This window comes from Arcobacter caeni (assembly GCF_003063245.1).
GTDB classification, from domain to species: Bacteria; Campylobacterota; Campylobacteria; order Campylobacterales; family Arcobacteraceae; genus Aliarcobacter; species Aliarcobacter caeni.
Map to the genome: position 1 here is coordinate 1 of NZ_MUXE01000003.1, position 22,931 is coordinate 22,931.

23 protein-coding genes are annotated in these 22,931 nt (G+C 28.9%); 18 read left to right on the top strand and 5 right to left on the bottom strand.

Annotation, left to right across the window (positions count from 1 at the left end; all coding sequences use genetic code 11):
* Positions 1–141: 141 nt before the first annotated feature.
* Positions 142–525, bottom strand: a complete 384-nt coding sequence (locus B0174_RS02510) for a hypothetical protein (RefSeq protein ID WP_108558075.1) — start codon at positions 523–525, stop codon at positions 142–144.
* Positions 526–637: 112 nt separating this feature from the next.
* Here B0174_RS02510 and B0174_RS02515 point away from each other — a divergent pair, with 112 nt between their 5' ends.
* The 8 genes from B0174_RS02515 to B0174_RS02550 all read left to right on the top strand — a co-directional run bounded on the left by B0174_RS02515 (position 638) and on the right by B0174_RS02550 (position 8,959).
* Positions 638–1,483: a bacteriohemerythrin gene (locus B0174_RS02515; protein ID WP_108558076.1), complete on the top strand. Its 846-nt coding sequence runs from the start codon at positions 638–640 to the stop codon at positions 1,481–1,483.
* A 63-nt stretch (positions 1,484–1,546) separates the two neighbouring features.
* Entirely contained in the window at positions 1,547–2,689 is a 1,143-nt protein-coding gene (locus B0174_RS02520) for an efflux RND transporter periplasmic adaptor subunit (protein ID WP_108558077.1), read from the top strand.
* Between the two features lie 24 nt (positions 2,690–2,713).
* Entirely contained in the window at positions 2,714–5,869 is a 3,156-nt protein-coding gene (locus tag B0174_RS02525) for an efflux RND transporter permease subunit (RefSeq protein ID WP_108558078.1), read from the top strand.
* Entirely contained in the window at positions 5,862–7,289 is a 1,428-nt protein-coding gene (locus tag B0174_RS02530; protein ID WP_108558079.1) for an efflux transporter outer membrane subunit, read from the top strand. The genes B0174_RS02525 and B0174_RS02530 overlap by 8 nt, the downstream gene beginning before the upstream one ends.
* A complete protein-coding gene (locus tag B0174_RS02535; protein ID WP_108558080.1) occupies positions 7,286–7,477 on the top strand; it encodes a hypothetical protein in 192 nt (63 codons plus the stop codon). The genes B0174_RS02530 and B0174_RS02535 overlap by 4 nt, the downstream gene beginning before the upstream one ends.
* A gap of 23 nt (positions 7,478–7,500) precedes the next feature.
* The gene (locus B0174_RS02540) at positions 7,501–8,376 is read left to right on the top strand and encodes an AEC family transporter (protein ID WP_108558081.1); all 876 of its coding nucleotides are present in this window, start codon (positions 7,501–7,503) and stop codon (positions 8,374–8,376) included.
* Between the two features lie 63 nt (positions 8,377–8,439).
* Positions 8,440–8,694: a prevent-host-death protein gene (locus tag B0174_RS02545; RefSeq protein ID WP_108558082.1), complete on the top strand. Its 255-nt coding sequence runs from the start codon at positions 8,440–8,442 to the stop codon at positions 8,692–8,694.
* Complete coding sequence (locus B0174_RS02550; protein ID WP_108558083.1) at positions 8,684–8,959, top strand: type II toxin-antitoxin system RelE/ParE family toxin; 276 nt, start codon at positions 8,684–8,686, stop codon at positions 8,957–8,959. The genes B0174_RS02545 and B0174_RS02550 overlap by 11 nt, the downstream gene beginning before the upstream one ends.
* 200 nt (positions 8,960–9,159) lie before the next feature.
* Here the strand turns inward: B0174_RS02550 and B0174_RS02555 are convergent, their stop codons facing one another.
* The 3 genes from B0174_RS02555 to B0174_RS02565 are packed head-to-tail and all read right to left on the bottom strand — an operon-like array spanning position 9,160 to position 11,590.
* Positions 9,160–10,017: a DUF2971 domain-containing protein gene (locus tag B0174_RS02555; protein ID WP_133174784.1), complete on the bottom strand. Its 858-nt coding sequence runs from the start codon at positions 10,015–10,017 to the stop codon at positions 9,160–9,162.
* Between the two features lie 15 nt (positions 10,018–10,032).
* Complete coding sequence (locus B0174_RS02560) at positions 10,033–11,265, bottom strand: BaiN/RdsA family NAD(P)/FAD-dependent oxidoreductase (protein ID WP_108558085.1); 1,233 nt, start codon at positions 11,263–11,265, stop codon at positions 10,033–10,035.
* A 10-nt stretch (positions 11,266–11,275) separates the two neighbouring features.
* Positions 11,276–11,590: a cupin domain-containing protein gene (locus B0174_RS02565; RefSeq protein ID WP_108558086.1), complete on the bottom strand. Its 315-nt coding sequence runs from the start codon at positions 11,588–11,590 to the stop codon at positions 11,276–11,278.
* Positions 11,591–11,801: 211 nt separating this feature from the next.
* Between B0174_RS02565 and B0174_RS02570 the strand changes: the two genes are divergently transcribed.
* From B0174_RS02570 to B0174_RS02605, 8 genes are read left to right on the top strand one after another with little or no spacing between them, the layout of a single operon-like run.
* The gene (locus B0174_RS02570) at positions 11,802–13,070 is read left to right on the top strand and encodes an O-acetylhomoserine aminocarboxypropyltransferase/cysteine synthase family protein (RefSeq protein ID WP_108558087.1); all 1,269 of its coding nucleotides are present in this window, start codon (positions 11,802–11,804) and stop codon (positions 13,068–13,070) included.
* Positions 13,071–13,082: 12 nt separating this feature from the next.
* Positions 13,083–13,496 carry an RrF2 family transcriptional regulator gene (locus B0174_RS02575; RefSeq protein ID WP_108558088.1) on the top strand — a complete coding sequence of 138 codons (414 nt, stop codon included), beginning with the start codon at positions 13,083–13,085 and terminating at the stop codon, positions 13,494–13,496.
* Between the two features lie 21 nt (positions 13,497–13,517).
* A complete protein-coding gene (cysK, locus tag B0174_RS02580; protein WP_108558089.1) occupies positions 13,518–14,450 on the top strand; it encodes a cysteine synthase A in 933 nt (310 codons plus the stop codon).
* Positions 14,451–14,482: 32 nt separating this feature from the next.
* Positions 14,483–14,713 (top strand): DUF2061 domain-containing protein, encoded by a 231-nt coding sequence (locus B0174_RS02585; protein WP_108558090.1) that lies wholly within the window; start codon positions 14,483–14,485, stop codon positions 14,711–14,713.
* Positions 14,714–14,721: 8 nt separating this feature from the next.
* Positions 14,722–15,423 (top strand): phosphoadenylyl-sulfate reductase, encoded by a 702-nt coding sequence (locus B0174_RS02590; protein WP_108558091.1) that lies wholly within the window; start codon positions 14,722–14,724, stop codon positions 15,421–15,423.
* Between the two features lie 14 nt (positions 15,424–15,437).
* Positions 15,438–16,349, top strand: coding sequence for a sulfate adenylyltransferase subunit CysD (gene cysD / locus B0174_RS02595; RefSeq protein WP_265734933.1), 912 nt, complete (start codon positions 15,438–15,440; stop codon positions 16,347–16,349).
* A gap of 1 nt (position 16,350) precedes the next feature.
* Positions 16,351–17,760 (top strand): sulfate adenylyltransferase subunit CysN, encoded by a 1,410-nt coding sequence (gene cysN, locus B0174_RS02600; RefSeq protein ID WP_108558092.1) that lies wholly within the window; start codon positions 16,351–16,353, stop codon positions 17,758–17,760.
* Between the two features lie 8 nt (positions 17,761–17,768).
* Positions 17,769–18,857: a sulfite reductase gene (locus B0174_RS02605; protein ID WP_108558093.1), complete on the top strand. Its 1,089-nt coding sequence runs from the start codon at positions 17,769–17,771 to the stop codon at positions 18,855–18,857.
* Positions 18,858–18,864: 7 nt separating this feature from the next.
* On the opposite strand, the gene B0174_RS02610 is transcribed toward B0174_RS02605, so the two are convergent.
* Positions 18,865–20,202, bottom strand: a complete 1,338-nt coding sequence (locus B0174_RS02610; protein ID WP_108558094.1) for a deoxyguanosinetriphosphate triphosphohydrolase — start codon at positions 20,200–20,202, stop codon at positions 18,865–18,867.
* A gap of 149 nt (positions 20,203–20,351) precedes the next feature.
* Between B0174_RS02610 and B0174_RS02615 the strand changes: the two genes are divergently transcribed.
* Positions 20,352–21,659, top strand: a complete 1,308-nt coding sequence (locus tag B0174_RS02615) for an aminotransferase class V-fold PLP-dependent enzyme (protein ID WP_108558095.1) — start codon at positions 20,352–20,354, stop codon at positions 21,657–21,659.
* Positions 21,660–21,992: 333 nt separating this feature from the next.
* Positions 21,993–22,886, top strand: a complete 894-nt coding sequence (locus tag B0174_RS02620) for a metallophosphoesterase (RefSeq protein ID WP_228156403.1) — start codon at positions 21,993–21,995, stop codon at positions 22,884–22,886.
* Positions 22,887–22,931: the final 45 nt, after the last annotated feature.

Consider the following 22,931-nt stretch of genomic DNA (forward strand, 5'->3'; position numbering starts at 1 on the left):
AATAAGAAATTGGAGCTTAACAATTTCACAACTAGCCATCCACTTTGATGGACGGCTTGATGATGCTTTAAATTTATGATAGAATTTTAGGAATTATCTAGGCTGACACAGAATGATGAACACTACCAAAAGTTAAAACTTTTATATCTCTAACTCAAAAAAGCTCTCTTCAACTTTTTCGTATTTTGAAACTGAACATGTAATTCTTATTGCGTTTTCATAGTCTTTAAACTCTTCTACAAATAATTTTTGTAATTTCTCAATTTCCACTGCTCTAAAAATAAAATAACCTAAAACTTCTGTTCCTCTTGAACCTGTTTTTTCTATTCCAAAACTATCAAATTTCCAGTCAACTCCCCTTGAAAAGAAAAAAACTTCTGATAATCTTTTTTCTAATTCATCTCTTACGCTATTATTATATGCTTTTAAATGTATGAAAAAAGCTACATTTGTATTAAACTGTGATTGTACTAACTTTTCTTGTTCAACTGTTGTTGGTTTTTCTATAATATTTATATTGCTCATCTTTAAATGCTTCCTGTTTTTGCTTGTATTATAGTAAACTATCTTAAAATAAAGCTTGTATTAATAATTTAAATCTATAATAAAAGTAATAAAAAAAATATTAAAGGCTTTCATGAATAGCTACTCAAATTCCAATTCAATTATTTGGAAATCTGAATACAATATCCATAATTTCAAGATTGATAAGGAACATCAAAAGCTTTTTACGATTGCTAGAGAAGCCATGAGCATTTCAAAACTAAAAGATGATGATAAGGTTAAAATCAGACTAAAAGATGTTATCTCAAAACTTTTTGATTATGTGGGAACACATTTTGCTAATGAACAAAAATATATGGCACAAATAGATTATCCAGAACTTAGCTCACACAAACTTCTTCATAAAAATATGTTAGATATGCTTACAACTTTAATTTCTGAATTAAATAACTTAGAATTACATGATATTGAAAAATCTCTTAACGATTTTATTGAAGAGTACTTTATAAGACATATTGTTTTAGAAGATAAAAAAATTCAACTTTGGAACACTTCATTATCAGATTTAAAAAAGAATTTTGGATGGAAAGATATTTATAGCGTTGGTGATAAGAAAATTGATGCAGAGCATAAAAAACTTTTTGATATTGCAGAAGAAGCATTTACTGAAGTCGAACTTGAGGAAAGAACTGCAAAAATAAAAGAAGTTTTAACAGAATTATACGCATATATGAAATCACATTTTAAACATGAAGAACTATTTATGCAAGAAATGAATTATCCTTCACTTGAAGAGCATAAAGTATTACATCTTAATATTATTGAAAAAATAAATACTTTTGTAAAACAACTTCCAAATATGGATGAGAGTCTTTTTGAAAAGGAATTAGCAAAAATAATTGATATTGCACTTGTTCATCACATAATTCAAGAGGATAGAAAAATAATTTCTTGGTCAAAATCAAACACACAAAATTAATTATTAATATTTTATTAACATAGATGTTATACAATCATTTAATTTATTATCAAGGCTACCCTAGTGTCAAAACAATCTAAATTTTTTATTTTATTAGCAACTACATTGATAGTTTTAAGTGGCTGTGAAGATAAAGCTCCTGCAAATACACAAGCTAAAACTATTGAAGTGGGAGTGATAACTCTTCAAGAACAAGCAATTGCACTACAACAAGAATTAAGTGGAAGAGTAAAAGCAAAATTGGTTTCACAAGTTAGACCTCAAATTGGTGGAATTATCAAAGAACAACTTTTTAAAGAAGGAAGTTTTGTAAAACAAGGTGATGTTTTATATCTTATTGATTCTGCTACTTATCAAGCAACTTTAAATCAAGCAAAAGCATCTTTGCAAAGTGCAAAAGTAGATGTTTTAAATGCCAAAACAAAAAGTCAAAGATATGAAGAGTTATTAAAATTTGATGGAACTTCAAAACAAGAAGCAGATGATGCAAAAGCCGTTTATTTACAAGCAGAGGCTTTAGTTCAAGAAAAAGAAGCAAACCTTGAAAGTGCTAAAATCGACCTTGAAAGAACAAAAATAAAAGCCCCTATTTCTGGATATATTAGTATTTCAAATGTAACTCAAGGTGCTTTAGTAAGTGCAAACCAAAGCGATGCTTTAGCAACAATTAGAGATACATCAAGTGTTTATGTGGATTTGAGTCAATCAAATACACAACTTTTAGCTTTACGAAAACTTTTAAGTCAAGAAAATATCCAAAAAGGAAGTACTGATGTTACTTTGATTTTAAGTGATGAAAGCACTTACGAACACAAAGGGCAACTTCAACTTCAAGAAATTGCAGTTGATGAAAGTACGGGTTCTGTGACACTTCGAGCTCAATTTTCAAATACAGAGGGAATTTTATTACCAGGAATGTTTGTAAGAGCAACTATTCAAGGAGCTATTGATACTAAAGCATTTTTATTACCTCAGCAAGCCGTATCAAGAGATTCAAAAGCAAATCCTATAATCACTCTTGTAAAAGATGATAACACGACTATAAAACAGATGATAACAACACAAAGAGCTATTGGAAATAAGTGGCTTGTAACAAGTGGAATTAATAATAATGATAAAATTATTATAGAAGGTTTAAATAAAATCAATGAAAAAAGCCATGTGAATCCTATTGATGTTAGTAGTAAATACCTTGAAAACAAATAATAAAAGCAGCCAAAAAGGCTTAATATGTTAGCAAGATTTTTTGTTTTTAGACCTATTTTTGCATGGGTTATCTCTTTAGTAATTATGATTGCAGGAATTGTAAGTCTTTATGTACTTCCAATGGAACAATATCCAGATATTGCACCTCCACAAATAAATATTTCTGCTACATACACAGGAGCATCTGCTCAAACTGTTGAAAATAGTGTTACTCAAATTATTGAACAACAACTTACAGGTCTTGATGGAATGATTTATTTTTCATCATCAAGTAGTTCTTCTGGAAATTCAAGGATAAAAGTAACTTTTCAACAAGGAACTGATCCTGATATTGCACAAGTTCAAGTTCAAAATAAAGTTCAACAAATTCTTTCTCGTTTGCCTGATGATGTACAAAGACAAGGATTAAGAGTTGTTAAATCACAATCAGATTTTTTATTATTAGCATCATTATATGATGATACTGAAAAGGCAGAAAAAGCTGATATTGCCGATTATTTAGTAAGTAATCTTCAAGATAGCATCTCAAGACTTGAAGGTGTTGGAGATGTTCAAGTTTTTGGTGGACAATATGCCATGCGTATTTGGCTTGACCCAATAAAACTAGAAGCTTATAATCTAATGCCCCAAGATATAGAATCAGCAATAAGCGCTCAAAATTCTCAAGCATCAGCAGGAAAACTTGGTGGTTTACCTGTAATTAGTGACCAACAATTAGCAGTTACTGTAACCGCTAGATCAAAATTTAAAACCGTACCTGAATTTGAAAACATTCTTATAAAACATAATAGAGATGGTTCTTTTGTTAAATTAAAAGATGTAGCAAGGGTTGAAATAGGAGCTCAAACATATAGTAATATCACAGCATTAAGTGGTAAACCAGCTTCTGGTATTGCTGTTCAACTAGCTTCTGGTGCAAATGCCATAAGGACAGCTAATAGTATAAAAGCTCTTTTAAGTAAATATGAATCAAATCTACCTGTTGGTTATAAAATAGATTATCCAAGAGATTCAACACTTTTTATTCAAGCTTCTATTAATGAAGTGGTTAAAACACTTTTAGAAGCTATTTTATTAGTTGTTTTAGTAATGTTTGTTTTCCTTAAAAGCTGGAGAGCAACTTTAATACCTGCCATTGCTGTTCCTGTTGTATTACTTGGAACCTTTGGTATTTTAAATGTTCTTGGTTATTCTATTAATACTCTTACTATGTTTGGAATGGTTTTATCCATTGGTCTTTTGGTTGATGATGCTATTGTTGTTGTTGAAAATGTTGAACGAAATATGAGAGAAAAAAAACTTCCCGCAAAAGAAGCCACTATTATTTCAATGCAAGAAATCACAAGTGCTTTAGTTGGAGTGGCAACCGTTCTTTCAGTTGTTTTTTTACCAATGGCGTTTTTTAGTGGTTCAACGGGAGTTATTTATAGACAGTTTTCAGTTACGATTATCTCTTCTATGGTTTTATCTGTGATTGTGGCTTTAACTTTAACACCTGCTTTATGTGCAACTATATTAAAACCCCATGATGAAAATGAAAAACAAAAAGGCTTTACTCATTGGTTTGGTAGAAAATTTGAATCTCTTACTTCAAAATATAAAAATGGAGTTTCTAAAGTATTACAAACACCTATTCGTTGGATGCTTACTTATGTTGCAATTATTGGATTATTAGCTTTTGTATTTATAAAACTTCCAACAAGTTTTCTTCCAAAAGAAGATCAAGGTAGTTTGATGGTTCAATATACCCTTCCAGTTGGTGCAATCACATCAAGAACTGTTGAAGTAGCAGAAAAAATAAAAGATTATTTCCTAAAAGAAGAAGCAAATAATATAGATAGTATTTTTACAATTTCTGGTTACAGTAGTAACAGTAGTGGACAAAATATTGGAACTGCTTATATTTCTTTAAAAAGTTGGGATTTAAGACCTAATCTAAGTAGCCGTTCTGATATTATTGGTCAAAGAGCTGCCCAAACATTTGCCGATCCTAAATCACCTTATTTTATTCGTGATGCAAAAGTTATTGCTATGAATCCACCCGTTGTTCAAGGCTTAGGATCAACAGATGGATTTGAATTTCAACTTCAAGCAGATGCAATTACTTCAAGAACAACTCTTGCAGAGGTAAAAGAAAAAGTATTATTAGAAGCTGGTCAAAATAGTAAAATTAATTCAATCAGAGCAGATGGTTCAGATGATACTCCACAGTTAAAAATCGAATATGATACTGCAAAAGCTTTATCTTTAGGTCTTTCTATGAGTAATATTGATTATACCCTTAGTGCTGCTTGGGCTGGTATTTATGTAAATGATTTTATTGATCGATCAAGAGTAAAAAGAGTTTATATTCAAGGTGATGCACCATTTAGATCAAAACCTGAGGATTTATATACATGGAAAGTTAGAAATGCAAATGGAACTATGACTTCTTTTTCAGAATTTGCAACTACAAAATGGGAATATGGTCCAGAAGAATTAAGCCGTTATAATGGTTTTGCTTCATATCAAATTCAAGGTTCAGCAAATAATGGAATTAGTTCTGGAACTGCTATGGATGAGATGGATAAAATTGCTGATAAACTTTCAAATGGAACAATGCATTCATGGAGTGGACTTTCATATCAAGAAAGATTATCAACAGGACAATCTGGTTTACTTTATGCAGTTTCTATTCTAATTATCTTTTTATGTTTGGCTGCTTTATATGAAAGTTGGTCTGTTCCTTTTTCTATTTTAATGGTTGTACCATTAGGTATAGTAGGAGCCGTTTTAGCTGTTTATTTTAGAGGTTTAGACAATGATGTGTATTTTCAAGTGGCACTTCTAACAACCATAGGATTGGCTGCTAAAAATGCTATTTTGATTGTTGAGTTTGTAGATACTGCATATAAAAATGGTAAACCACTTCTTGAAGCTGCAATTGAAGGAGCAACTTTGAGATTAAGACCTATTGTTATGACTTCTTTAGCATTTATTGCAGGAATTACTCCCCTTGCTTTATCTTCAGGAGCTGGTGCAAATAGTAGAATTTCTATTGGAACTGGAATTGTGGGTGGAACTTTAACTGCAACTATTTTGGCTATTTTCTTTGTACCATTATTTTTTGTTTTGATTAAAAAAGTTTTTTCATCAAAAGTAGAGAAAGAATTAGAAAAAAAGGCAGGACAAAATGATTAAAACAAATATCTCAATAACACTTGCCTTAGTTCTTTTCACTGGTTGTTTTTCTTTAAAACCAGAACTTGAACCACTTGATTCAAAAGTTATTCCACTTGAATGGAAAAATCCAATTGATACAAAAAATCAAGATAATTTAACACAAACAAAACCCGTTTGGGAAGATTTTGTTCAAAATAAAACTTTGAAAGAAGTTGTTTCTTTAGCTGTTAAAAACAATAAAGATTTAAAAATTGCACTTTTAAATATTGAATCAGCAAGGGCAACTTATAGAATTTCAAAAGCTGAGGATTTTCCCAAAATTAGTGCAAATGGTGCATTAACTAATTCAAAAAGTATAAACTCTTCAAATGGCACTACGATTTCACATAATTATTCTGCAACAATTGGAGCTTCTTATGAAATTGATTTATTTGGAAAAATAAAAAATCTAAATGAAAGTGCTTTACAAAGTTATCTTTCAACACAATTTGCAGCAAATGCCACAAAAGTTAGTTTAGTTTCTGAAACAATTAACGCGTGGTTTACTTTAGCCACACACACAGAACAATTAAGACTTTCAAATGAAACCGTACAAAATTTGCAAAAAGCCTATGAACTAACACAAAAAAGATTCGCTGCAGGTGTGATTTCTCAAGCTGATGTACTTGATGCAAAAGGTTCATTAAATGAAGCGCAAATAAATGTTATTTCATATTCAACAATGATTGAACAAGATAAAAATGCTTTAGAATTATTAATCGCGCAACCTTTAAGTGCTGAGCTTTTACCAAAAGAGTTTAATAATTATGAGAATTGGCTTTTACTTGTAAAAGCTGGAATTTCATCAAATATTCTTCTTGGTCGTCCTGATATAATAGAAGCGGAACATAATTTAAAAGCAAAAAACGCAAATATAGGCGTTGCAAGAGCTGCGTTTTTCCCATCTATTTCATTAACTGCAAATACGGGAATTGCTAGTAAATCTCTTTCATCTTTATTTGATGGTGGAGCTCAAAATATTTGGTCTTTTTCTCCAAATATTTCTCTTCCTATTTTTAATGCAGGAGAAAATAGTGCAAATCTTGATTATACTTATGCACAAAGAGATATTGCACTTTCACAATATGAAAAAACTATTCAAACAGCATTCAAGGAAGTTTCAGATGCTCTTGCAACTAGAGCTACAATAAATGAGCAAATCATAAAACAAAAAGAGCTTGTAGATACTGTTTCAAAAAGATATGATTTAGCCCTAAAAGCATATAAAGTAGGAACAGGTTCATATCTTAATGTGTTGATTTCACAAAGAACTCTTTATTCAGCGCAACAAATATTAATATCTAAATATCAAGAAGATTTAACAAATCGAGTAAGTTTATATAGTGCTTTAGGTGGAAATGAAAATGTCCAAGAAACACAAAAAGTATCAGAAAAGTGAATATAGAATTTAGATTTTTACAAAAAGCTATTGTCGATAAAAACTATATTTCTTTTACTTATGAAAATAAAAACTATAAAAATATCAAAGCTTTAAAACTAGATGAAAAAAACAAAGTTTTTTGTGATAATGGTATTTTTGAGTTTGAAAAAATCAAGAAGTTAGTGATTTTAAAAGATAGATTTTAATCTCTCAAAATAAAGGATTAGGGTTGATAGAACTATTATTTAACAAACTTATGCCAATTGTAATACTAATAATCATCGGTTATTATTGGAAGAAAAAAGAGTTACCATTTGATAAAGATATGATTAGTTCTTTGATAATGAACCTTGGAACTCCTGCTTTATTAATCGCTTCAATAAACAATAAAGATTTAACTACAAATAATATGATAACTATTTTAATATATGGAACATCAATAATTATCATTTGTACAATATTTACAATACTTTATTTAAAACTTGAAAAAAAACCAATAAGACCATTTCTTCAAAGTTTTATTTTTCCAAATACTGGAGGACTTGGATTACCAATCGTATATGTATTATTAGGAGAAACTGCATTTGTTTATGCTATTACTTTTTCTACTTTGATTAATATTTATCATTTTACTATTGGATTATGGCTCGCAAATAATTCATTAAATATTAAAAAAGCCTTACAAACACCTATTTTATACGCTTTGATTATTGCCTTAACTCTAAAAGGAACAAATACATCTGTCCCTCTTGTAATTGAAGATGTATGTCATATGTTAGGTGGAATAGTAATACCTTTATTACTTATTGCTTTTGGTTCATCATTAGTTGGTATTAAAATCCTGCAAAATATGAAAGCTGTAAGAATGGGTGTTGCAAGAGTCATTATTGGTTTTATTGTGGTTTATGTAACTTTCTCTTTTGGGAATTTTGAAAAAATATTAATAGACACCCTAATCATTCAATACTCAATGCCAATTGCCTCAGCTAGTTATCTTTTTGCCCTAAGATTTAATGGACCAGCAGATGAAATAGCAGTAATGACAGCATCAAGTACTATTGCTGTGTTGTTTTTACTTCCGGTTATTATTTATGTGGTGAATTAAAAATTTTGACAAATTCTAGTATATAGTATATAATACTATTAAAAGTACTATTAGGAGTATTATATGATTATAAATGCCAATGATATAAAAACAAAAGGTGTTTCAATCTTTGCAAACCTTCTTGAAAAATTTGATGAATTAATCATCAATGTAAGAGGTAAAAACCAATATGTTGTACTTGATATAGAAAGATATAAAGAATTAAGAGCAAATGAACTTGATTTAGCATACTTAAAATCTCTTCAAGATATACAAAATGGTAACTTCAAAGTTCAAACAGCAAGTGAACATATTGATGAGTTAAGAAATGAATTATAAGTTAGTCATCACAGATGAATACAAAAAACGATTAAAAAAGTTTCTAAAAAAACACCCTGATATGTTTGAAAGATATGCAAAATGCATCTTTATATTAGAAAATGACCCTTTTCATCCAAGTCTTAGACTTCATAAATTAAAGGGTAAATTAACTGATTTTCACTCTATTTCTATAAATATGGAATATAGAGTGATTATTGATTTTATCATTAAAAATAATGAGATTATTCCCATTGATATTGGGACACATGATGATGTGTATTAATACTTCATTCTTTTCTTTTTAGTAAAGAAAAGTAAGCAAAAGAAAAGCGTTCGCAAAGTTCCAAAATAGCTAAAAAATAAAATGAAATCTTAAAATTTGAAAACTCGCTCAGTCGCTCAAACAGTTCAAATTTCTTAACAGATTTAATTTGATTTTTCTTTACGCTATTTTGAAAATGCTCACATTTTTCTACTGATATCCTATATATAAGGAATTGTTGAATGTTTTATTTTTATATTTACAAAACCTTTTCTTTCTAATACCATTTTTATTGACTCTTCACATCTTCTTGCATTTACATTAGGTCCTATTATTATTTCTTTTATAATCTCTTTTGAGAAATTTAATAAATCTAAATTGATAAATGGTATTAGATATCCTTTCCCTTTTCTAAAATTAATTGTTGTATTTGGACTTTTACAAATTATTCTCCACTCTTTTTCTTCATAAAAACCATTATTTTTAATTAGAGGAGCATATTCTATAAGAGAATTACTAAATTTTGTAAATACATCTGTACTATTACTAAATTTCTTTATTTCTTCATGATAATCCATTTCAAAATCAACACAATCCTTAGAATTAAGTAAATTATATTCACCTTTTGATATAGTATGTTGAGGACAAGACTTATAACATTTTTCTACAATTTCATGAATTTTTCTTAATTGTATTTCTTCTTCATATATGCATTTCTCAAATTTAAACTTATTTTGATTACAAAATTCTTTAATTATATTTTTATCAAAACCGATGCAGATTCCTTCATTTGGAGGGCAATATCCTCGCCATTGACTTAATAAATCAAATTTTTCACTAAATGATGTAATAAATACATTACTATTATCAGGAATTAAAGAAATATTTTTTCTTAATATAAATCCAAATCCTGCATTATAATCATCATTCATAAATATATCTGAACTTATATTTTTTGCATAATTTAATGCATGTTCATATTCACTTGCATCATTCAAATATTGACAATGACTTGCCCATAAACTTTTAGAGGAAATAATTCCTAAAAAACCTTCTATACTTGTGTAATGATATAACAACAAAATATTTCCTTTTTACTTTATTTTCCCAAAACTCTTCCCAACCAAATAGCCACTTGCCCACGCAAATTGGAGATTAAAACCTCCCCTATTTCCTACTATATCTAAAACTTCACCAGCAAAATATAGACCTTTAACCAACTTACTCTCATAAGTTTTATTATCAACCTCAGCAGTTCTTACTCCACCACCACTTGCTTCTGCGTGACCAAATCCTTGTGAATCTATTACTTTTAGTTTCCATTGATTTAGTTGATATGAGATTGCTTTTATTTGTTTTGCATTTATTTCAGAGGCTTTTGTATTTAGGTCAATTTTGCAAATATCTAATAAAACTGGTGCTATTTTATTTGATATTATTCCTGTTAGAATATCTACTGCTTTTTGATTTGGTACTGTTTTAAAAAGTGCTTGGATTTGGTCTGCTAAATCGTTTCTGTTTATTTTTGGAAAGAAGTTTATTCCTATTTTTACATCTTGATATGAAGTTAGATTTAAAACTGCTAATTGTGAAATATCAAGTATTGCAAAACCAGAAACTCCATAACTTGTAAATAATACATCTCCAAAAATCTCTTGCTCCAAATTTCCATTTATAAATAAACTTACATTACACTCTTTTTTAACTCCTTGAAGTTTTCCATTATAAGTGTTTTCAGTTTTTAATCCTACTAAAGATGGGTAAGTTGGATTATATGAGTGTCCGAATTTTGAAGCGAAATCAAGTCCGATTTCTGAAGCATTTAGTTGTGGAGCGGCACCTAAACCATTTGAAATTAGCACTTTATCATAATCTTTAAATTCTTTTTCATCGGTTCTTATTATAAACTTTTCACCCTCTTTTTCGATGTCATTTATAAAAGTCTCTAAAAAGTCTCTAACATCTAACTCTTGTAAAGCTAACTCCAAAAGATTTGTTACAGATTTTGCTTCATTTGAAAGTGGATAAACTTTTCCACTCTCTTTTATATCAAGCAAAAGTCCGATACTTTTACAAAACTTTTCAAAAGCTTTGAAATCAAACTCTTTTAGTGCATAATTTATAAAATCTGGATTTTCACCTATATAATTCTTTGAAGTGATATTTGAATTTGAGATATTACATCTTCCATTTCCACTTGCTAGTATTTTTTTACCTATACTTTTATTTGCATCAAATAAATCAATTTGCAGATTTTTATTTAATCTTTTAGCAGTAATCGCTGCCATAATCCCAGCAGCGCCTGCTCCTATAATTGCTATTCTCAAATTCTTCCTTTTAATAAAAAACTGCAAACCAAATAGTTGGTTCATCTAAACTTGTAAATTTAACTCTATGTTTTTGTTTTGCTTTTATATTTATACAATCACCTTTTTTCAGTTCCACTTCTCTATTCTCAAATTCAAGTATTGCAAAACCTTCTAAAAGTAGTATAAATTCACTTTTTTCTTGTTCATACCAAAAGTTTTCTGATGATTTTTGACCATTAGATACTATTTTTTCTATTTTTATTGTTTCATTTCTGAAAATTTCAAAAAAGTTTTCTTCTTTTTTATCCACTATTATTTTGTCAAAAATGTTATATTTTTCCATATAAGAACTATCCAAGATGTTGATTTGCTGGTATTTTAACTTAAAATTACTTAATCATCTGATATAATCCTGATAGATTTAATCAAGTTACTTATACACCCCTTATTTAAAGGGTATTACATTAATTGTGATTAAATCACTTGACATTAATAAATATTTGTTCTATAATTCCAACATATTAAGAGAATGAACAAAAAAAGAAAGGAAGAATATGCAAAACGAAACAATTGCGATCCACACTGGTTATAACAAAAAACAAGGTAATGGTGAGATGTCTGTTCCTATTTCTCAAACAACAGCTTATGCATTTAGAGATTCTGAGCATGCGGCTAATTTATTTGCATTAAAAGAATTAGGTCCAATCTATACTAGATTAAATAATCCAACAACGGATATTTTAGAGCAAAGATTTGCTGCACTTGAAGGTGGAGCTGCTGCTATTTGTACATCAAGTGGTCAAGCTGCATCATTTTATGCAATTGCAAATGTGGCTGAAGCTGGAGATAATATAATTATTTCTGATAAATTATATGGTGGAAGCGTTACTTTATTTGCTTACACAATGAAAAGATTTGGAATTACTGCAAAAGTATTTAAAAGTGAAGATGCTTCTGATTTAGAAAGTTTAATTGATGATAAAACAAAAGCTATTTATTTTGAATCATTATCAAATCCACAAATTGCCATTGCAGATGTGGAAAAAATATCATCAATTGGAAAAAAACATGGTGTAATAACTATTTGTGACAATACAGTTGCGAGTGCTGCTTTATTTAATCCAATTAAATGGGGAATTGATGTTGTAGTTCACTCAACTTCAAAATACACAAGTGGTCAAGGTACAGCACTTGGTGGTATTGTTGTAGAAAGAGCTGGATTAGCTGAATTTTTCAAAGCAAACGAAAACAGATATTCACACTTTACAACACCTGATGAGTCATATCATGGTTTAGTTTATACAGATGTTCCTCTTCCAAACTTTTGTTTAAGAATTAGATTATCACTTTTAAGAGATATTGGAGCAGTTCCAGCACCTTTTAATTCATGGTTATTAATTCAATCATTAGAAACATTAAGTTTAAGAGTTGATAAACACTCTGATAATGCTTTAGAAGTTGCAAAATTTCTAGAGTCACATCCAAAGGTTAAAGCTGTAAATTATCCAGGATTAAAATCTAACAAGTATTATGACAAAGCTCAAAAGTATTTCAAAGGTGGAAAATCATCAGGACTTATTTCATTTGATGTTGGATCTTTTGAAGAAGCAAAAAAAGTAATTGATAGTGCAAAATTATTCAGCGTAGTTGTAAATATTGGAGATAGTAAATCACTTATTGTTCATCCAGCATCTACAACTCACTCACAAATGAGTCCTGAAGATTTAATTAAAGCTGGTGTAAATCCTGTAACTATTAGACTTTCTATTGGTTTGGAAAATACTATTGATTTAATTGAAGATTTAAATCAAGCATTAAATTAAGAAATTAATAAAATGCCATTAATTTCAACAAAAGGTGTATACGGTTTAACAGCCATGTATGAGCTAAGTAAACACAAAGAAGATAGTCCCATGCAAATCAAGGAAATATCAGCAAATGCAAATATTCCTCAAAATTACTTGGAACAACTTTTAAGTAAATTAAGACGAGCAGAACTTGTGAAAAGTATAAGGGGAGCAAGAGGTGGTTACATACTTGCTAGAAGTGCTAAAGAGATAAAAATAGTTGATATTTTAATTGCTTTAGAAGATGATATAAAGATTATAGATTCAAAAGCGGATAATCCAATTTTGAATATTTTCTTTGATGAATCTAAAAATAGTATGAAAAAGATTTTTGATATTAGCCTTGATAAACTAGATGATTATCAAGAAAAATATAATGAATTTTTACATTACAACATATAAATAAGAATAAAGGAAAACAAAATGAAATACGCAAATAACATAACAGAATTAATTGGTAACACACCTTTAGTAAAATTACAAGGTGCAAGTAATACAAGTGGTGCAACAGTTTTAGGTAAATGTGAATTTATGAATCCATCTCATTCTGTAAAAGATAGAATAGGAACAAATATGATAAATGCAGCGATTAAAGCTGGATTAATCAAAGAAGGTACAACTGTAATTGAACCTACAAGTGGAAATACTGGAATTGCATTAGCTTCTGTTTGTGCAGCTTTAGGAATTAAATTAGTTCTTACAATGCCTTCATCAATGAGTATTGAAAGAAGAAGATTATTAAAAGCTTTAGGTGCTGATTTAGTATTAACAGCTCCTGAAAAAGGTATGAAAGGTGCTATTGATAAAGCTGTTGAATTACAAGCAGAGACTCCAAACTCTTTTATTCCTCAACAATTTGCAAATGAAGCAAACCCTGAAATTCACAGACTTACAACTGCAAAAGAGATCTTAGCAGACACAAATGGGAAAATTGATATTTTTGTAGCTGCAATTGGAACAGGTGGAACAATTACAGGAACTGGTGAAGTTTTAAAAGCTCACAATCCAAATATCCAAATTATTGCAGTTGAGCCAGAAGCATCACCTGTTTTAAGTGGTGGAAAACCAGGACCTCATAAAATTCAAGGAATTGGAGCAGGGTTTGTACCTGATGTTTTAAATACAAAAATTTATGATGAAGTTATTCAAGTATCAAATGATGATGCAATTGCAACTTCAAGAAAAATTGCTCAAAAAGAGGGATTATTAGTTGGTATTTCTGCTGGTGCAAATATTTATGCTGCAGAATTAATTGCATCAAGACCTGAAAACAAAGGTAAAACTGTTGTTACAATTTTATGTGACACAGGTGAAAGATACTTAAGTTCTGGTTTATATGATTATGATGAAGAGTAGAAATACTCTTTATCGATAAAAAAAGGAAATAAATGCACGAGAAACCATATAGATCAATTGTAAAAGCGATTTCGTGGAGAACAGTAGGAACAATTGATACAATCATTGTTTCTTATTTTATTACTGGAAATTTAATTATGGCAGCTTCAATTGGTTCAATTGAAGTAGTTACAAAAATGGCTTTATACTATTTTCATGAAAGAGCTTGGAACAAGTTATCTTTTGGAAGAGTAAAACCTCCAGAAACTGATTATCAAATTTAGGTTATAAAATGAGTAATAAAGAATTAATACAAGATATAAATAAAGATTTAGAAAATAAATCTACGAAAGAAGTAATTGAATATTTTTTAACAAAATTCAAAAATGTGGCGCTTAGTTCAAGCTTAGCAGCAGAAGACCAAGTTTTGACAGATATTATTTTAAAACAAGATAAGAATGCAACAATATTTACATTAGATACAGGAAGATTACATCCTGAAACTTATGATGTTATGGATGCAACAAATTTAAAATATGGTGTAAAAATTGATGTGTTTTTCCCCAACAGCCAAAAAGTTCAAGAGTTATATCAAACTCAAGGCATAAATGGTCACTATGAAAGTATAAACAACAGAAAAAACTGTTGTAATATTAGAAAAATCGAACCTTTAAAAAGAGCTTTAAAAGATGTTGAAGTTTGGATTACAGGTTTAAGAGCAGCTCAAAGTGTAACAAGAGTTGATATGCCTTTAGTTGAGTGGGATGAAAACTTCAAAGTAATAAAAGTAAATCCTTTGATTAATTGGACTGAAGAGAATGTATGGGATTACATAAAAACAAATAGAGTTCCATACAATAAACTTCATGATAAGGGATTTCCAAGTATTGGATGCGCTCCTTGTACCAGAGCCATTAAAGATGGTGAAGATATAAGAGCTGGAAGATGGTGGTGGGAAAACCCTGAACACAAAGAGTGTGGTTTACACAAATAATAGGAGACAAATAGATGATAAGTACAGAAAGATTAACTCATTTAAAACAGCTAGAAGCTGAATCAATTCATATTATTAGAGAGGTTGTTGCAGAATTTAATAACCCTGTAATGATGTATTCAGTTGGTAAAGATTCAGCTGTTATGTTACATCTTGCATTAAAAGCTTTTGCACCTGCAAAGTTACCATTTCCACTTTTACATGTGGATACTTTATGGAAATTTAAAGAGATGATTGCATTTAGAGACCAAAGAGCAAAAGAAGAAGGATTTGAATTATTAATTCATACAAATCCAGATGGAATTGCTCAAGGAATTGGACCATTTACACATGGAAGTGCGGTTCATACAGATGTTATGAAAACTCAAGGTTTAAAACAAGCTTTAAATAAATATAAATTTGATGCTGTTTTTGGCGGTGCGAGAAGAGATGAGGAAAAATCAAGAGCAAAAGAGAGAATTTACTCTTTTAGAGATAAAAACCACAGATGGGATCCAAAAAATCAAAGACCAGAACTTTGGAATGTTTACAATGGTAGAGTTCACAAAGATGAATCTATCAGAGTTTTCCCTATTTCAAACTGGACAGAACTTGATGTTTGGCAATATATTTATCTTGAGGGAATTCCTATTGTTCCTTTATATTTTGCAGCTAAAAGACCAGTTGTTGAAAAAGATGGTGTAAAAATCATGGTTGATGATGAAAGAATGCCAATAGGTCCTGATGATGTAATAAAAGAAGAAATGGTAAGATTTAGAACTCTTGGATGTTATCCATTAACAGGTGCTGTTGATTCAAATGCAACAACACTACCTGAAATTATTCAAGAAATGTTATTAACAAAAACAAGTGAAAGACAAGGAAGAGTTATTGATAATGACTCAGCTGGATCAATGGAAAAGAAAAAAATAGAGGGGTACTTTTAGGATGTCACAATTAGAAACAAAAATAGCTAACGATATAGAGGCGTACTTAAAAGAACATGAGAATAAACAACTATTGAGATTTATTACTTGTGGAAGCGTTGATGATGGAAAATCTACTTTAATTGGAAGATTATTACACGATTCTAAAATGATTTTTGAAGACCAATTAGCAGCAATTAAAAATGATAGTAAAAAAACAAATACTACAGATGGCGAGTTTGACTTAGCACTTTTAGTTGATGGTTTACAATCTGAGAGAGAACAAGGTATTACTATTGATGTGGCTTACAGATATTTTACAACTGATAAAAGAAAATTTATCATTGCAGATACTCCAGGTCATGAACAATACACAAGAAATATGGCAACAGGTGCTTCAACAGCAGACTTAGCAATTATTTTAATAGATGCAAGATATGGTATTCAAACACAAACAAAAAGACACTCATTTATTGCAAAATTACTTGGGATTCACCATATTGTAGTTGCTGTTAATAAAATGGATTTAGTTGATTTTAGTGAAGATAGATATAACGAGATTTGCGCTTCTTATTTAGAATTTGCAAAAGAGTTAGGAATGACAACAGATATTACTTTGATTCCATTATCTGCACTAAATGGAGACAATGTTGTAAATATAAGTCCTAAATCACCTTGGTATAAAGGTGGAACTTTAATGAATGTTTTAGAAACTATTAAAATTGATGAAGATAGAGATTTAGTTCACTTTAGACTTCCTGTTCAATATGTAAATAGACCTAACTTAGACTTTAGAGGATTTTGTGGAACGATTGCAAGTGGAGTTATAAAAGTTGGTGATCCAATCACTGTTTTACCATCAGGAAAAAGTTCAAGCGTAAAAGAAATCGTAACTTACGATGGAAATTTACAATACGCTTACGCTCAACAAGCAATTACTTTAACACTAAATGATGAAATAGACATTTCAAGAGGTGACACGATTGTAAAAAGTGACGAGCAACCAGACCATGCTGCTAACTTAGATGTAGATATTGTTTGGATGAGTGAAGAACCACTTATAAAAGGAAAACAATATTTTATCAAAAGAGCAACAACAGTAACAGTTGGAACTATTGATAAATTTTATTATAAAACAGATGTAAACACTTTAGAAGAAAGTGAAGCAAATGTTTTAAATCTAAATGAAATTGCCCATGCAAAACTAGATTTGGAACAAAATATTGCTTTTGATGCTTACGATAAAAACAAAGTTATGGGAAGTTTTATCATCATTGATAGAATCACAAATAACACAGTTGGTGCAGGAATGATTAGAAATAAATCAATTGACCAAAGTAAAAAAGATACTCAATATTCTGATTTTGAAATTGAGTTTAATTCTCTTGTGAGAAAACATTTCCCTCATTGGGAAGCAAAAGAAATTTTTTAAGAAATTTTATGTCTCAAAACCTAAACTTAGAAAATATAAAAAAAGAAAAAGATGGAATAGATGTCTTAGCAGACATCTATTTACATGCTATTTTTGGAGAAATTGTTACTCCAGCGGACTTAGAAAGATTCAAATGGTACGGAATCTACGCACAAGATGAAAAACAAGAATATTTTAAATTAAAAGTTCCTCTATCTTTGGGAGAACTAAATTTAAATCAACTAAAAATACTCAGTCAAATCTCAAAAGAATTTAGTGATGATACTTTGATTTTTTCAAGTGAACAAAAAATTGAGTTTAAAAATCTAAAAATTTATGATTTACCAAATATCTTTAATCTTCTTCAAGAAGTAAATTTAAAGACTCATTTTGAAGCAGGTCATACAATAAGAAGAGTTCTGACTTGTCCTGTAAATGGAATAGATGATACACAATTATTTGATGTTGAACCACTTGCGAATAAATTAAATGATACTTTTATTGGAAATAAAAACTTCTCAAATCTACCAAATAAACTTCAAATTGCAATAAGCGGTTATGAAGAGGGATGTAATGTTCAGTTTACTCCTGATATTAGTTTTAATGCAACAAAAGATGCGAAAGATAAGATTGTTTTTAGTGTAAAGGTTTTAGATAAAACAATTGGTTATATAACTCCTGCTCAAGTTATAAAAACTGCACTTGCACTTGCAAATATTTACAAAGATTTTGGAGATAGAATAAATCCACAAAATAGCTCTTTTGAATTTTTAGTAAATAACTGGGGAATAAATAAATTCTTCGATATTTTAAACTCAACTGTAAACTATAAAATAGGAAAAAATCTATTTATAAAAGAGCAAATAATCCCAAGAAAACCACGAATGGGTATAAATAAAAGTAAAATTGAAAAACAAAGTTACATAGGTTGTAAAATTAGTTCTTCAACAATACAAAGTTCAAATCTAGATAATTTAACATCTTTACTTGAAAAATATAATGCTTCAAAAATCAAGATTACCCATAAAGGAAATATCATAATTTTAGATGCCTTATCAAATAGTGCAAATGATTTAGCTATTGAACTTGAGAAAATAGACTTTAATCCTTTTGTATAAAAAGATTTTAATCTCCCATTCCATTTAATTGATTTGCCACATATTTTGCGTAATTATCTGTCATTCCTACAATATAATCAATAACTCTTTGGTACATTGTATAAAGAGATTTATCTTCATTTGGTAAATCTTCTCCCATTAATTCTAAAGCTCTTTTATTTCTAAATGAAAGTTTTGATAACTCTTTTTTTTCATATAATTCATAAGTTGCAGGAATTAAATTATTAAGTAAAGTTTCAATTATATTATAAGCTCCAAGTTCTAACTCTATTTTTCTTTTTTCATTAAAGATTTTATCTTTTGCTAATCTTTTAGCCTCTTTAAGACCATCTTTTAATTTCTGATGCGAAAATCTATCTATTAAATCACTAGGTTGATTATCACTTATTATTTCATCATAATTACTTTCAAAAACTTCCATTACATGTCTTGCTAGTTTATCAATTGAAATTGCCACAAGTTTAGAAACTTTTTTTAATTTAGAGATATTTTCTTCATAAACTTTTGAAACTATTTCTTCTTCACAAAGTAATTCAAATATTTTTCTAACATCATTTTCATCTATTATATTCAATTCAAAAGCATCTTGTAAATCAAGAAGCCCATAACAAATATCATCAGAAGCTTCCATTAAAAAAGATAACGGATGTCTTTTATATGTTCCATCTTCTTTTACAAGCTTAAGTTCATCAAAAACGGATTTAAAAAAATCTTTTTCACTTTGAAAATAATTAAATTTCGATTTACCACTAATTTTACAATTAGCAGAAGAATAAGGATATTTTATCAATGTTCCAAGAGTTGCAAAAGTTAAACTGATTCCACCTGAAAACATATTATTTTCAAGTTGACTCACTATTCTAAAACTTTGAGCATTCCCATCCAAATGTAAAAAATCATTCATCTTTTTCTTTGATAGTGTTTTTAAATACTTTTTTTTCTTATGATTTTTAAACCACTCTTTTATAACTTCTTCACCAGCATGACCAAAAGGAGGATTTCCTATATCATGAGATAAACAAGCTGTTTGGACAATGTATGCAATATCATAAGGATTTACCTTGATTTCTGGAAATTTCTTATTTAAAAATTCTCCAGCTCTTAAACCCAAACTTCTTCCAACACTTGCTACTTCTAAACTATGAGTTAGTCTATTATGAACATGGTCATTTTTTGATAAAGGGTGAACTTGCGTTTTTTTTGATAATCTTCTAAAAGAATTAGAAAATATTATTCTGTCATAATCTTTGTGAAAACTATTTCTATAAAAATCATCATATTTATCAACTTTAATTTCTTCAAAACTATAAAATCTTTTTTTGCATAATAAATTATTCCAATCCAAAAGAATTCCTTTAATTAACTATTTTTTATATAATGCCATAATTTCAAAAGATAATAATGCATATTTAGCTTCTTAAATATGATTCTTATCTAAAATAATATAAAATTATAATATTAATAACTAAGTATAATCTAAATGAGCAAATAAACATGAACAAAAATATTTTTAGACCTTTTTTAAATGAAAACACCGATGTGTTAAATTTTATTAGATACAACACTATTGGGAAAAATAAAAAAGAGTATTTTGACTATACAGCATCAGGATTAGCTTTTAGACAAATAGAAAATAGAATCCATGATGTACTTGAAACTTATGCAAATACTCACTCTAAAGAGGCTTCAAATGCCGATAAAACTACAAATTATTATGAATTAGCAAGAAGTAGTTTAGTAAAAAATTTAGAACTTACAGATGATTTTGCAATTCTTCCAAGTGGTTATGGAACAACTGCTGCCATTAAACATTTTCAAGAATTAATGGGACTTTATATTCCTCCTGCAACTAAAAAAAGATTTGCTCTTCAAATAAATAAAAGAACTGCTCCATTAGTAATAGTTGGACCTTACGAACACCACTCAAATGAAGTTTCTTTTAGAGAAGCTTTTTGTGAAGTTAAAAGAATAAATTTAGATAAAGATGGTTTAATAGACTTAAATCATCTTAAAGTTGTACTTGAAGAAAATAAAAATAGAGAAATAATAGCTTCATTTTGCGTAGCGTCAAATGTAACTGGAATTATCACTCCCTATGAAGAAATCTCTAAACTACTAAGAACTTATAATGCAGTAGTTTGTTTTGATGCCGCTGCTTCAAGTCCATATATGAATATTCCTTGTCATCTTTATGATGCTTTATTTATGTCACCACACAAACTTCTTGGAGGTCCAGCATCTTGTGGTTTATTAGTGATTAAAAAATCATTAGTTGATACAACTATAGCACCATCATTTTCAGGTGGTGGAACTGTTGAATATGTAAATAAAACTTCACAAACCTATAAAAAAGGAATAGAAGAAAGAGAAGACGCAGGAACTCCACCGATTTTACAATTTATAAGAGCATCGTTAGCTTATCAATTAAGAAATGAAATAGGTTTTGAATTAATAAAAAAACAAAAAGATGAACTAAAAGAGTATTTCATAAGTGAACTAAAAAAAATTCCAAATTGTGAGATTTATGGAAATCAAGAAGCTTCAAATATTGGAATAATCTCGTTTAATATAAAAGGATTAAACCCTTATGAATTATGTAATCGTTTATCTTTAGAAAATAACTTCCAAACAAGAGCTGGATGTTCATGTGCTGGTCCTTATGGACATGATTTATTAGGAATAGAAGAATTAGATATGAACAATCGTCCAGGATGGGTTAGAGTTTCTATTCATTTTTCACAAACAAAACAAGAGATACAAAATTTAGTTGATGGGATTAAGAAAATATCTTTTCAATATTAAATCCATAAATATCGGCTTTTTTGAACCTTTTGAAGATTAATTTCAAAACTACACAAATACTACATAATTCATTTAAACTTCATTAACCTAAAAAGCTTACAATCCTAAATGAATTTCATATTGTTTTTTTTAATTTTTTTTGTTGCTTTTGCTTTTCAATCTTTGATAATAAAAAAGCGTCTTATAAATAAACTCGATTTTACTTATAAGACGAAAAAATATCTTAGCCTAATTTTATATATCACTTTTTTGGGTGTAATTTTATACCCAATGGCTAGATATTTTCCACTAGTGCCAAATTGGCTCTATTTTGTTCTTTCCTTGCCAATTGGGGTGATTTTTTTAACATTTATTATTACTTTATTACATGAAATCATCTCTTTTGGAATTAACAAAACACCATTCAAAAAAAATCGAAGAGAATTTTTCAAAAAAGGTCTAGATATTGGAGCCATTTCTTTAGTAATTGCCACAAATGCAAAAGCTATGGATAATGCAAAAAATGTACAAATTGAACTTGTTGATGTAAAAATAAACAATTTAGCCCAACCTTATAATATTATTCAAATAAGCGATATTCACATTGGTGGATTGATTGATAAAAACTTTATAAAATCCCTCGTAAATAAAATTAATATATTAAATGCTGATGCAGTTGTAATTACGGGTGATTTAGTTGATACAAAATTAGAATATGCAACCCCTGCTCTTAATGAACTTAAAAACATACAATCAAAATATGGAACTTTTTTTATAGTTGGAAACCATGAATATTTTCATGGCGTTAAACCAATTATTGATTATGTGAACTCATTGGGAATTAGAACTTTAGAAAATGAAAATGTTTATATTGGAGAAAAAGATAAAGGGTTTAATCTTTGTGGAGTTTATGATTGGTTTGGAAATAAATATGGTTCATACAAACCAGATATAAATAAAGCTTTAGAAAATACAACTAATCAACCCACTATTTTATTAGCTCATCAACCAAAATATGTTACTGAACTTGAAACTACAAAAGGAATAGATTTAGTCCTTTGTGGTCATACTCATGGTGGACAAATTTTTCCATTTAATTTTTTAGTAAAACTACAACAACCTTATATAAAAGGTCTTCATCAACACAATGAATTTACACAAGTTTATGTAAATAAAGGCACAGGATTTTGGGGTCCACCCATGAGATTGGGCGCTAGTAGCGAAATAACTATTCTAAAACTTTCTTAATCTTAGGCTGTAACACTTACTATACAGCTATTTAATAAATTTACT